Here is an 11,900-nt window from a genome sequence, read left to right as displayed (position 1 = left end):
TATAACGTCCGTAACTTCAATGTCTTTTTCGCTCATGATGTGCTGATATACTCTTTTCAGCATATCATCGGTGGCGTGTCCCATTCGCCTTACTGCATATTTGCTTGGCACATTATTGGCCAACATCATAGAAGCATAGTAATGTCTTAAAGAATGAAAATTATACCTTGTTACCCCTGAACTTTCAAGCAGCCTATTATATGCGCTGGAAATTGCAGAGGGAGTCATACCGGTCAGGCTATCCTCTTTACTTTTGTCTTTCGTTGCATCCAGAATGGTAGGATAAATATATTCAGGGATAGAAAGTGTGCGTTTACCTGAATTTGTTTTTGTACCCTTTGTAACCCATTCCTTGTTTTCACTCTGGACGACAGCAGAATTGATGGAAAGCGTTTTTTTCTTCTTGTTGACATCTCCCACGGTTAATCCTGATATCTCACTTCGTCTTAAGCCCATCCCTGATGCTAGCATGACAGGAAGTAAAATTCTATATCCATTTGCGGCATCCATTAGCATTTTTATTTCATCGGCTTCTGGTATTTCAATTTCTGAGGACCGCTTCGCCGGTAGAGCAACACGATACACAAAGTCTGGTGCATAATAGTAGATAGATGCACTGAGCAATCCGGACATATTACGTAGTGTTTTAGGAGAAACTTGCGTAGACATTTTATTGAAATATCTTTGGAGAATATCATTGTTTAATTTTGCAATAGTAATATCTATCTCAGTAAATGCTCTTTTTTCAAGAGAAACATAACCAACAATTGTGGATGGGGATAGAATATTTCTTTTTGCATCGATATAACCACTTATCGCTTCTTTGACGGTCAAGTTTGCAGGGTTTCTTCTGCGGGTTTTGTTTAGGGCGTATTCTGCAGCTCGAAACTCTGCTTCTTTTTTTGTGGGAGCAGTAAAACGTTGGTAGACTGATTTTTCTTTTCCGTCAACGGTTTCCGTATGGCTATACACACGGCATGTCCAGGAACCGGACGGCAATTTCTTAGCTGTTGCCATAAAAAATAAGACCTCCTTTATTTATTTTGGTATGGTAAATAAAGCGGTCCTGTGATACAATTAGCTTGTTTGGGGCGATTGTACCACGGTGCGACCGCTTGTCCCTCACTTCGTTGGTAGCGGAGTGGGGGATTTTTATAAATGGTTAGTTGTATAAGTCAAGATTTTTTAGATCAAGTACATTCATATATATTGTGCCATTCTCTTTATACATTCTGATACTGTTAAATGTTTGGGTGGGAGCATCTTTAGCATTCAAAAACTCATCAGTTATTTCGTTCACAGCATAAACTAGTTTTGTATTAGATAGCTCCTGATTGTAGAATCCATATAAATAAACTTTATTTGAATTAAATTCTTCTAACTGACTGTAATCGAAGTCTAGATCATCTTTGTTTACTCCGAATTTTTCAAAAATATACTTTCCTCCATTAGTCCATCTATATTCATCACTGACATTATCGGTAGGTGATGAAGTTCTTGATGCCATATCTATAAGTTCTTCATTATCTCCGGAAGTATTATAGTAAGTCATTTGTCCATTTGTTAATGACGTTGCATATTCCGGAGTAGCCCAATATTGTCCATCAATATATACTACTTTTCCATCTGCAATGTTTTGTGCAAGTGTGGCTTTGTCCCCGGCAGAATATGGAACGTAATCAGTGGTGATTTTTTTATTTCTGGTAATCGATGCATTTTTAGTTTTACTATCCCATTTTACGCTACAATTAAAACCTTCGGCTACAAATCGTAATGGTACCATAGTACTACCATTAATAATCTGAGCGGGTGTGTCTAGTGCACAGCTTTTATCGTTAATTGCTGCAGTTGATTTATTCAAAACTAAATCAATTGAATCTAAATTACTGCCATTAATTGCGGAGATTGTTTGGGTTGAACTGTTCCATGTTACCTTACAACCAAGTGCTTCGAAAATAGGTCTGGCAGGTACCATAACACGTCCGTTTACAACCGTAGGTGGTGTTTTAGTCGTTAATGGTCTACCATCAATGGTAATAGTGGCAGCAAAAACATTTGAAGAAAATAATGTTGTTACCAATAAAGTTGTAGCAATTGTTTTCCATTTGAATTTCATTGTTCTTCCTCCTCAAATTTACAAAGATTATAAATTATGTTATAATTTTCCTTGGGGAGGATTTTTCCGTGAATCTTTTCATACTTTACCGTCCTGTGTGCAAGACAGGGCGGTTTTTTATTATATATTTAATCAAGAATTGTTAATTCCGTACAGTATCTTCGCCGTCTTGACCAAAAATGCTTTTAAAGTCTTTTCGAATGGATAAAAGACCACCGGTTATTCCATCTTCAAGTTCTTCGCTACGGACAAGTAACCATCCTGTACTGCTTTTTACTAATTGGATGTCTACTTCTGTTTCAATTGTTATATCCCTATTTGCTTCAAGTACATTCGAAAATATTTCCTTTTGTTTTGTTTTCAATGTTTCCTCATCTAGATTTATTTCCTCTTCTAAATTTGAGAAAGAAAGGGAAACTAACTCACTGATAAAATTTCCCATTGCAGGATCCATATCAATATTTTTAACTTTGGCCTTAACAGTAGCGGTGGAGTCATTTACTTCAGTAGAGATTATATTAAAGGATAGTGTTTCCAGGATAGTAAGCATTTGATAAGCTAATTCTCCGTCTTCTATTTCAGTAAATATTTGGCCGTCTTCTCTGCTAACAAAGGTCTTTGCAGTTTCTAAATCTCTGCCCTTTAATGCATTTAAGTAATTGGATACTACTTTTTCGGGTGGATCAGAAATATGTGTACCTTCATAATTTGGAGTCAGTGTTTCTTGGGACAATTTTGCATTTGGAGTTTTGAGTATGGTAAGTCCTGTTTCAACAATAATGTCTCCGAAATTTGGATTGTAATCAGATCCTTGTCCGTAACTGGATAAACCTAAAACTAGAGTTAGTACAATTGGTGCAAAAAGATTTGCTGTCATTATTACCCTCCTTTAATTTGACAAATATTAACATATAAAGTAATATTTAAGAGGGGTTGCTGGTTAGCATACTTCTTTTCCCTTACAGTATAGGTAGTACTGTGGGGGATTTTTTTATTCTTTTAATCTTAATTCAATTAATGCTGGTTCAATACCAAATATTTCAGATAATTGTCCAACAGTCTTATCTTCATACTCCGCTAATTCTTTATCATCAATTAATAAGTCAACAGCAAAGCGGTTTGCTTCTCTTTCAATTTTTGATGTAAGGAGAAACGTTTTATTTCTAATAAAATAGCAATTCATTTTTCGGTGAAGAATGGCATGACCTAGCTCATGCGCCATCACTAGCATCCTATCTCTATATTCCAGGTTTTTGTTTATAAAAATGCATCTGTGATTCTTCATAAATAAGTAGCAGCCAGAGCATTTATCAAAGTTATCAAATATCACTTCAATGTTTAAAAATTCAGCAATTTCAAACGGGTTAGAAGTTCCAAATTTTCTTTTGTAGTAGCCAGCAATTTGTTTGATACTCTTCAATAATCCACCTACTTCTTATCTTTGTTCTTATTAGGGTTGTATTTTTCCTTGTTTATTCGTTTCAGCCTTTTCAGCATCATTTCGATGCTATCGAGAACCAATTCTACTTCAGCCTCTTCGATATCTTCGCCGTCAAAGCTAGCGGGACCATCCTCTTTGCTACTTAGTTTTTTTCTAATAGCTTCCATGTCTTTAGCAATGTCTTTTTTGTCTCGGTCAGTTAATGTAAATTTTTCTGCCTGCTTAGTTTCTTCACCGTTCATCAAATAATCCACTGTTACTCCAAGGTGGCTCGCGATTGCTAATAGTCTGTCATCTGGAAAAGATCCTTTTTTAAGTTGACCAATGTATCCGTTTGCAAATCCCAAATCTTTTTCAAGTTTGGATATTGGTATTTTCCTCTCTTTACATATCGCTTTAACACGTTCAACGCTATTCATAGAGCAACCTCCGAAAAAATAGGTAAAAACCTAAAAATGTAGTTGACAAAATAGAGAATACCCTATATAATCGGATTAAGAATTAGGTGATCACCTAATTTAATTCGAGGATAGTCTCAAATAGTCTGTGGTGATTTTATTTTAGATTATTCCCTAATAATTGTCAACATATTTTTAGTTTTTTATCTAAAAAGGAGGTGTTTTTTTGTTAGAAAAAATCAAGGAATGGTGTAAAGAAAATAATACTCCGGTATCAGTACTTGAAAAAATGTGCGGTTTAGGTAACGGTACTATTAGTGGTTGGGAAAAGTCAACTCCTAGAGTTGACAGCCTGATGGCTGTGTCTAAAATTACAGGATTAAGTATAGATGAGCTAATCGGGAAGTGAGATGGAAGCTGGTTTGATGGATAATTTGAAAAATAGCCGATTGCTTCGGCGTACCAATTACATATTTTTTTAGAGGATCAGGAGGCATATGTGAAGCGGGTGGATGAGGAATTTAATGAGATGTATTTTAAAGAAATTTTACCTTTGATTTCGAAATCTTTTCTTATTTTGTCATCAAATATTTGTGACAATCAGCTGAATGGGTTTGCTGCAAGTAATGGGATTGAGGTAATTGTAAAAGAAAAAGCAAATCAAGTAAAAGAGAAACTAAACTCTTATATTGATTTGCAAGTAGAACAGAATATAAAAACTTTTAGAGATTAAGCATCGCCAGGGCAATTTTAGGGGCAGCCTTAATAATCAAGTCGAACGTAAGAGAAATACCTTTTTCGAGGAAGCTGGACTTTGTTTTTTCCCAAACTGCATTACTACGGATGCTGTCTAAATATTGGTGACCGCTGAATGTGATGGAGTTATAGCTTATGTCGTATATTAAATTGTTTGCTTCTAGTATACGAACTTTAATTAATCCTGCCTCCGTAAGTTTTTGTGTGCAATAGACAATGTTTTGTTCAGAGTAGCATTGCATTTGATTGTAGCTGGAAAGCTGTTTAAGTGATATAGATGGCGCTTCAAAGCGTTTGCCAAACTGTAAAAGGCTTTCTAGTGAAATTAAAATATCTCTAACACAATCATAATCTAATTTCATGTAAAACATCTCCCTTCTAGGAGATTGTACCACAAAGTCAATTGTTTTGGATACTAATTACATATTTTTAAAGATTTGGGAGGGGAAAACGTGACTAGGGTTAAGTCTGTTGAAGTGGTTACGCAGGTTAGGCAGATATTGGAGGTTGTTGACATAGCGGCAGCTAATGTTTTACTGGCTTCTGGTGGTTGGGTGTTGCTAAATACATATTATAATTCAGCATTCACCAGCAAAAAACCAACATTTGTGTTGGGTAGGTTGAATGAGTATTAATTGGATGTGAATTTCTCAATACTGTAGGGCTTGATTGGCGGTAATTTTAAAAAAACAGGAAAGGTTGATTTAATGGACAAAAAAGAGTTGCTTCAAAAGTATTACGACATGGAAATGAACAATGTATTTGCATATAGTTCAAATTATCTTATGAGTAGCCCAAAGAAGGGTTATGAGAGAGAATGGTGTGAGTCGAAAGAAAGAGCATCTCTCTTACTTGAGCTAATCACAGAGTAGGAGGTGTAGGTATTGAAAAAGCAAAAGGTAGATAAACGGCTTCCAGCATTAATAAAGGCGGCTATGTTTGAAAATGGAATTAGTCGGGATGAAATGGCGGTTTATTTACATGTTTCGGTTTCAACGTATAACCGCCGTATGAATCATTACCCTGAAGAATTTACAGTTAATAATTTGCGGGTGTTTAAGGATAAGCTGAAGCTAGATCCTCACGCCCTGGCAGAGGCCATGCTATGAAAATTTGATTTCCTATGAAATATAGAAAGGATGAGATTATGAAAGCAACAGGAATTACAAGAAAAGTGGACGAGCTTGGGAGGATTGTTCTGCCCATAGAGCTTAGAAGAAATTTGGGTATTAGCATTGGAGACGCTTTAGAAATTTTTACAGAAAATGATGCCATTATTTTGAAGCGGTATGATGCTGTGGATGATTTGCTTGATATGGTCAATCGCCTAAAGGATAGAGTAGTCTTTGAGGATTGCGGAAAAATGAAGCCCATTTTAATAGATAAACTTGCGGAAATTGAAGAAATTATCAAGTCCGGAACGAACGAAACAAAGGCTAGTAAGTAGAAATATTTTAGAACAGTAGCGGTCTGAGAAAGGAGGGAAAGCCGTGAAACCAAGTGAGGTAATGGAAGTAGAGAGAATATTCGAATTAAAACAGAGCAAACAAAGGCGAATGAAGAAATTACAAAAGCGTAGGCGTAGAGATTGGATTTTTTCGGAGCTATTCAAAAGTATTTTTATGATCATTGTAGCAATAGTCTCTGCAACATTTATTGAATCGTTCTCGAAAGCGGCACCGGAAAAAGCTCTCTTAGTTTTTGAGTGCTGTGCCATTGCACTGATTGTTGTTTTGGTTGGGATTTGGCTGGACAAGCCGTGGAGGAAAAAATGAGGAATTTATGCAATAAAAAAGGCACTGGGAAACCCAGCACCACACTCAAATTGATTATAGCATAAATTTATTTTTGAAACAAGAGATTTCAATATTTAATGCATAGGAGGTTTATATGAGTAAATTTAGTGTTTGCTCCATTTGTGGAGCTTCCTTAGACCACGGGGAAACCTGTGATTGCGATATTAATAATATAGAAGAAACTCCCCAGGAATGTACATGCCAAGCGGGTGAAAAAACAGAATAAGAGCAAAAAAAATGCCCCTCTCTTGTGACAGCAAGAAAGGGGCAAGGTTTTAGATAAAACCCAAGATATAGTACTTATATTATACAACATAGTACATCGTTTCACAAGTATTTTGGGTTGCTTTCCATGAAAAAGCCTGTTTCTAAAGCCTAGGAATTTAGGGGCAAAATTGCCCTTTAGCTCCTCGATAAAGAGATTAACATTAGGGCTATGGTTATTTATAGAAAGGGGTAAAGCAATGCCAAGATATAGAAAACACATATGGGCAGGAGACGTATATGAGTGTGAGGAGTATTACTCCCCAAGAGCCATTGGAAAAAAATATAACAGAGGGCAAAATGAGCTTCTGACTTCCGAGGAACAGAAAGAACGAAATTTGAAATTGGCTAGAAGAAAATTATCTAGATTGATAAATGCTAATTTCACACAAGGGGATTTGTTTATTACCCTTACATACGGAAACAAATTATCAAGGCAGGAAATCAAAAGAGAGCTGCGGAATTTTTTGAGCCGACTGAGACGTTGGAGAAAAAAGAAAGGGCTTTCTGCTGTAAAGTACATCGTAGTAACGGAAACAGAAGACAAGCGGGAGCATCATCATCTTTTAGTGAATGCCATGGATATTACCCTTAAGGAATTGACGGAGTTGTGGGGAAACGGTAGAGTTATGATTTCTCAATTAGAACCCGGCGGAGATTATACAGGCTTGGCCAGGTACATAACCAAGGAAAATGTAAAAGAATATGAAAAAAGATGGACCACAAGTAAAAATTTGGTACAACCGAAAGTCATTGTAAAAAAAATAAATTCGGCTAATCCAAAAAAGAAGCCCCAACCTCCCAAGGGGTACATGGTTGTGGAAAGCAGTGAATATTTCTCAGAGGAGATTGGCCCTATAAGATATTTAAAAGCGATTAGATTAGGCGGGGATGATTATGGAACGGGAAAAGATAAAACCGAGTTGTGAAAAATGTTTGTGCCGGCTGTGCTTCGATAAGGAAGACGGAACTTGCATGAATTGTGAACGGTGTAAGGAAAACGGCGGCGCAAATAAGGTTTGGTGTTTGATGGATTGCGATTTTATTCGGAGGGAGACATGAACGGAGGTGAAACGCCGTTGAAATTTATTGATTGGTTTGCCGGGATAGGTGGATTCCGTGCTGGAATGGAACAGGCAGGACATGAGTGCGTAGGATTTTGTGAATATGATTCCTTTGCTACAAGAAGTTATATCGCTATGCACTTGCTGACGGATGATGAAAGATTGCAATTAAAGGACCTGGAAATAAGAAAAGCGCAAAAATACATAGATGCAGAAATTATTCCTAGGATTGAAGAAAGGGAGTGGTACAGAAATGATGTCAGGACAGTTAATGTTGCCGATATACCAAGAGCCGATTGCTGGTGTTTTGGATTCCCCTGTCAAGACATTAGTGTCGCAGGAAAGCAACTGGGATTTAACGGACACCGTTCAAGTTTGTTTTTCACAGTTACAAAGCTTATTAGAGAACTCGAAGAAAAAGATAGACCCTCATACTTACTCATTGAGAACGTTAAAAACTTACTTAGTGTTAATAGAGGGCTTGACTTTGCCAAACTTCTCGTTGAACTGGATGAAATCGGGTACGATGCAGAATGGCAAGTTATTAACTCTGCAGACTATTTACCACAAAACCGAGAGAGAGTATTCATTGTTGGACATTTTAGAGGACGAAGTACCAGCAAAGTTTTTCCTATCGAAGGAGCAGACAGAAAAAATAATTTGGAGCAAATAGGCAATTTTATGCCAACGAAAAAACGTGACAATCCAAATCAAGGTAGGGTTTACAATCCTGAGGGAATAGCACCATGCCTAAATAAAATGGACGGTGGGGGTAGAGAGCCGCATATTGCTATACCCATGTTTTGCGATTTGACTTATGGAGCGGGATTGCACATTACAAAGGGTGTAAGGTGTTTACAAGCTAGGTATTACAAAGGCATTTCAAATAGAAGCAGAGAAGTGAGCGGAGTGGCAATTCCTGTTCTAACACCTGAAAGAACAGAAAAACGACAGAATGGTAGACGTTTTAAAGAAAATGGTGAGCCTATGTTTACATTGACCAGTCAGGATAGGCACGGTGTTGTAATAAAAATCAGAGAGGCAACCAAAATAGGATTTTCGATAGCAAAAATTGGGGGTAGCGTGAACCTATCTATGCCAAACAGCAAAACAAGGCGTGGACGTGTTGGTAAAGCAATTGCAAATACACTGGATACACAATGCAACCAAGGCGTTATTATTGCCATAGAAGACGGTGCAATTTATGCCATTTGGGACGAGAAATATCAGTGTTATATAGCAATTCGTAGGTTAACGCCCAAAGAGTGTTTTCGTCTGCAGGGTTGGAGTGATAAATATTTTGATAGAGCTTCCATGGTCAGCAGTGATAGTCAGCTTTATAAGCAAGCGGGCAATGGGGTAACCGTACCGGTAATTTGTGCAATAGGTATAAAGTTAGCGGTACGATAAATGGGAGAAGGGGAGATAGAATGGCTTACAATCAGCAAACAGCAAAACAGCAATATCAAAATGCAGTAAATAACGCTCAAGGGCATTTGTTTGAAAGTGCAATTGTAGCGGGGTGCATTACATACAGAGAAGACGGCCGGGCAGAAATCAATAAAACGCCTGAGCCCTTTCGGGTTTTGAATAAAAGCAGCAATGGAATGTTTATGGGGAGATTTACGGCACATGCTCAGCCGGATTTTCAAGGGACTCTTGCAGATGGAAGATCCATCGTATTTGAAGCAAAGACCACAACTTCTGACCGGATGAAGCGGGACGTACTAACAGCAGAGCAGCAGAAAGCTTTAGAAAGCCATATGAATTTGGGAGCGGTTGCAGGGGTATGCGTTGGACTTGAAGATAAGTTTTTTTTCATTCCTTGGAAAGTTTGGCGGGATATGAAAGAGTATTATGGCCGGAAGTATATCACTGCAAATGATGTTGAAGAATATCAGGTTAAGTTTAATGGATCCGTTTTGTTTTTGGATTATATGAATAAGCCAGAAAGGGTGTGAACGATGTATAAACTATTTCGTGCTTGCTTAGGAATATTTTGGGTTTTAGATATATTGAATTTTCCTTTCATGGATATTTTTGATACTACATATCCGATCAATGGGTTAGCGTGGTTGTTAATTTTTATTTTTATACCATCTATTCACCACCATACAAAGGATGAGGAATGAATGAGGATAATTTACGAGGGGGTGCAGAATGAAAACAACAGTGAAAAACAAAGGCCTTAGATTTTGTGAGTTATTTAACTGCGACCACATGAGAGGAAATATCTGCTGTGCGTATTGTTTTAACAAAGCAAAGTGTAAAAACCCTTGCTTAAACAATCCACAGCAATGTGGACAAATTAAAGGAGAGGTGGTGGATGATGAAGAAAGATAGAGATTTAAAACTGCAAAATTATAATATCTCTCATAACCGGTATCGTGAATTAGCATATTTTTGTAAGCAGTATAGAGAAAAACAATTACAGTTACGGTCAATAACAGAGCTTTCTTCACCCGGCTTTGACAGTAATGGTGGGAGAAACAAAATATCTGATAGGACTGGGAATACAGCACTAAGGCGGCTGCAACTTGAAAAGGAGTTAGAGATCATAGAACAGTCGGCAATGGAAGCGGGCAACGAGTTTTATCCGTACATACTAAGTAATGTTGTTGATGGGGTGAGATATGAGCATTTACAGATACCAATGAGCAGGAGGGCATTTTTCAGAATGAAATTAAACTTCTTTAAAATTTTATCTACGAAAAAATAAAGTTGGCACCAATTACGTTTATTTTTATGGTAATGTGGTACTATGACATTCAAAACTTCCTCTTGGGTGTTGGCGCAAGCTGGTGCCTAAACTATTTTTCGACAAATGGTAGGAATTAACTATTTTGTGTCGAATTGTAAAATTGGGGGTATTTTTAAAATAAAATTTATTGCAACCTCCTTGTGGTAACCGTTTTGTGCCAGTTGTTAGCAAAAGGAAGGGGGGGAGCTATATGGCAATTGAAATTATTTCAGCAACAATCGCAGTAGTAAGTGCGATTGCATCAATCATTATATTTTTTTATACTCAAAGTAAATCAAGAATAGTGACGTTAAAAGAATATCACATAGAGGACAATTCAGATGAAATGTTCAACGCAAGAAAAAACGTCTATATGATGGATGAGGACGAAATAGTTGATTTAACAACGGATGATAGAGATAGAGCACTGATCTGTACGCATTATCAATTCTATGCCACTTTATATTTAAACAATGTGATTGATAGAGATGTGTACAATAAAGTATTTGGGTTTGCAGCGGAGAAATTATATACAAAACTTGAACCATATATCATGAAGAGAAGGGAAAGAGATACCGACAACCATAATCTTTGTTGTGAATATGAAACGATGGTAAAAAAATATTTAAGAAAGTAAAATAGCGCCTGAGCAAGGTGCTTTTTTATTTTATTCATGAAAAAAAGTTTGGCACCAATTATATTTATTTTTATGGTAATGTGGTACCGTAGGTATTGCAAAAAACCTAAGAGGCCGTTATAAAACGAACCCTTGACTTTACATGATTGTAAAAATATGGTATTATTTTTGTGATTTCAAAGGGGGTGGGGACGTGCTAAAAAGGTCGTATGCTAGAGCATATATTTTGATGAATTCATTAGGCTATGTTCTTTTTATAATTAATTTTTTTATGAATAAGAAATATGCATTACGGGAAGGTCTTATATACGCAGCATTGGTTCTCTGGGGTGTTTCATTTATCATTCTACTTATACATCTTAGATGCCCAGATTGCGGAAAGATGACTGTTAAACCGCAGTGGTCAAAGAGCGGAACTCAGGAGTGTAGTAATTGTGGCAAAGTATTTGAATATGATAAATAGATATGTGATAAGAAACCCAGGGGGGGTGGGAAAGTGCTGAAAAGGTCATATGCTAGGGTATGTATTGTGCTTCTAGTAATTAATCTGATTATTGTTCTGGCTATGTTGTTTTTAGAACAGTATCCTGTGTTAGAGATTGTACTAGCCTGTACTGTGGTGGTATTATTTGGCTGTGTTACAATTATTCACTGTGTATTTCTTAGGTGTTTACATTGCGGAAAAACT

At 36.9% G+C, this 11,900-nt stretch carries 21 protein-coding genes; 15 read left to right on the top strand and 6 right to left on the bottom strand.

What is annotated here, in order from left to right:
* From RTK36_RS14840 to RTK36_RS14820, 5 genes are all read right to left on the bottom strand, one after another.
* A partial coding sequence (locus tag RTK36_RS14840; protein WP_312048016.1) for a site-specific integrase occupies positions 1-1,017 on the bottom strand: 1,017 nt, incomplete at its 3' end.
* 145 nt (positions 1,018-1,162) lie between these two features.
* Positions 1,163-2,116 carry a stalk domain-containing protein gene (locus RTK36_RS14835; protein ID WP_312048015.1) on the bottom strand — a complete coding sequence of 318 codons (954 nt, stop codon included), beginning with the start codon at positions 2,114-2,116 and terminating at the stop codon, positions 1,163-1,165.
* A gap of 142 nt (positions 2,117-2,258) precedes the next feature.
* Positions 2,259-2,993: a hypothetical protein gene (locus RTK36_RS14830; protein WP_312048014.1), complete on the bottom strand. Its 735-nt coding sequence runs from the start codon at positions 2,991-2,993 to the stop codon at positions 2,259-2,261.
* Between the two features lie 114 nt (positions 2,994-3,107).
* On the bottom strand, positions 3,108-3,536 hold the full coding sequence (locus tag RTK36_RS14825; RefSeq protein WP_312048013.1) for an ImmA/IrrE family metallo-endopeptidase: 429 nt from the start codon (positions 3,534-3,536) through the stop codon (positions 3,108-3,110).
* 8 nt (positions 3,537-3,544) lie between these two features.
* Positions 3,545-3,976 carry a helix-turn-helix domain-containing protein gene (locus RTK36_RS14820; RefSeq protein WP_312048012.1) on the bottom strand — a complete coding sequence of 144 codons (432 nt, stop codon included), beginning with the start codon at positions 3,974-3,976 and terminating at the stop codon, positions 3,545-3,547.
* Between the two features lie 205 nt (positions 3,977-4,181).
* On the opposite strand from RTK36_RS14820, the gene RTK36_RS14815 reads away from it, so the two are divergent.
* Both RTK36_RS14815 and RTK36_RS14810 read left to right on the top strand, forming a co-directional pair.
* Positions 4,182-4,364, top strand: coding sequence for a helix-turn-helix domain-containing protein (locus tag RTK36_RS14815; RefSeq protein WP_312048011.1), 183 nt, complete (start codon positions 4,182-4,184; stop codon positions 4,362-4,364).
* Between the two features lie 99 nt (positions 4,365-4,463).
* Positions 4,464-4,688 (top strand): hypothetical protein, encoded by a 225-nt coding sequence (locus tag RTK36_RS14810; protein ID WP_312048010.1) that lies wholly within the window; start codon positions 4,464-4,466, stop codon positions 4,686-4,688.
* On the opposite strand, the gene RTK36_RS14805 is transcribed toward RTK36_RS14810, so the two are convergent.
* Entirely contained in the window at positions 4,678-5,073 is a 396-nt protein-coding gene (locus RTK36_RS14805) for a DUF2513 domain-containing protein (RefSeq protein ID WP_312048009.1), read from the bottom strand. The two genes, RTK36_RS14810 and RTK36_RS14805, sit on opposite strands and share 11 nt — an antisense overlap.
* Before the next feature lie 90 nt (positions 5,074-5,163).
* Between RTK36_RS14805 and RTK36_RS14800 the strand changes: the two genes are divergently transcribed.
* The 13 genes from RTK36_RS14800 to RTK36_RS14740 form a co-directional block, all read left to right on the top strand.
* On the top strand, positions 5,164-5,346 hold the full coding sequence (locus RTK36_RS14800; RefSeq protein WP_312048008.1) for a hypothetical protein: 183 nt from the start codon (positions 5,164-5,166) through the stop codon (positions 5,344-5,346).
* A gap of 72 nt (positions 5,347-5,418) precedes the next feature.
* On the top strand, positions 5,419-5,583 hold the full coding sequence (locus RTK36_RS14795; protein ID WP_312048007.1) for a hypothetical protein: 165 nt from the start codon (positions 5,419-5,421) through the stop codon (positions 5,581-5,583).
* A gap of 12 nt (positions 5,584-5,595) precedes the next feature.
* Positions 5,596-5,820 carry a hypothetical protein gene (locus RTK36_RS14790; protein ID WP_312048006.1) on the top strand — a complete coding sequence of 75 codons (225 nt, stop codon included), beginning with the start codon at positions 5,596-5,598 and terminating at the stop codon, positions 5,818-5,820.
* Between the two features lie 38 nt (positions 5,821-5,858).
* On the top strand, positions 5,859-6,158 hold the full coding sequence (locus RTK36_RS14785) for an AbrB/MazE/SpoVT family DNA-binding domain-containing protein (protein ID WP_312048005.1): 300 nt from the start codon (positions 5,859-5,861) through the stop codon (positions 6,156-6,158).
* A gap of 43 nt (positions 6,159-6,201) precedes the next feature.
* Complete coding sequence (locus RTK36_RS14780; protein ID WP_312048004.1) at positions 6,202-6,486, top strand: hypothetical protein; 285 nt, start codon at positions 6,202-6,204, stop codon at positions 6,484-6,486.
* Between the two features lie 115 nt (positions 6,487-6,601).
* Entirely contained in the window at positions 6,602-6,733 is a 132-nt protein-coding gene (locus tag RTK36_RS14775; RefSeq protein WP_312048003.1) for a hypothetical protein, read from the top strand.
* Between the two features lie 238 nt (positions 6,734-6,971).
* Entirely contained in the window at positions 6,972-7,700 is a 729-nt protein-coding gene (locus RTK36_RS14770) for a rolling circle replication-associated protein (RefSeq protein WP_312048002.1), read from the top strand.
* A 129-nt stretch (positions 7,701-7,829) separates the two neighbouring features.
* Positions 7,830-9,245, top strand: coding sequence for a DNA (cytosine-5-)-methyltransferase (dcm, locus tag RTK36_RS14765; protein ID WP_312048001.1), 1,416 nt, complete (start codon positions 7,830-7,832; stop codon positions 9,243-9,245).
* A gap of 20 nt (positions 9,246-9,265) precedes the next feature.
* Complete coding sequence (locus RTK36_RS14760; protein ID WP_312048000.1) at positions 9,266-9,796, top strand: Holliday junction resolvase RecU; 531 nt, start codon at positions 9,266-9,268, stop codon at positions 9,794-9,796.
* A gap of 199 nt (positions 9,797-9,995) precedes the next feature.
* The gene (locus tag RTK36_RS14755) at positions 9,996-10,178 is read left to right on the top strand and encodes a hypothetical protein (protein WP_312047999.1); all 183 of its coding nucleotides are present in this window, start codon (positions 9,996-9,998) and stop codon (positions 10,176-10,178) included.
* On the top strand, positions 10,162-10,554 hold the full coding sequence (locus RTK36_RS14750) for a hypothetical protein (RefSeq protein WP_312047998.1): 393 nt from the start codon (positions 10,162-10,164) through the stop codon (positions 10,552-10,554). The genes RTK36_RS14755 and RTK36_RS14750 overlap by 17 nt, the downstream gene beginning before the upstream one ends.
* 232 nt (positions 10,555-10,786) lie before the next feature.
* Positions 10,787-11,212 carry a DUF4760 domain-containing protein gene (locus RTK36_RS14745; protein WP_312047997.1) on the top strand — a complete coding sequence of 142 codons (426 nt, stop codon included), beginning with the start codon at positions 10,787-10,789 and terminating at the stop codon, positions 11,210-11,212.
* A gap of 496 nt (positions 11,213-11,708) precedes the next feature.
* On the top strand, positions 11,709-11,900 hold a 192-nt coding region (locus RTK36_RS14740; protein WP_312047996.1), incomplete at its 3' end, for a hypothetical protein.

The sequence above is a fragment of the Anaerotignum sp. genome (assembly GCF_031981185.1).
Classification (GTDB): Bacteria; Bacillota; Clostridia; order Lachnospirales; family Anaerotignaceae; genus Chakrabartyella.
Note: the sequence above shows the minus strand (reverse complement) of the source record. Positions and strands in the feature narration are given on the sequence as shown.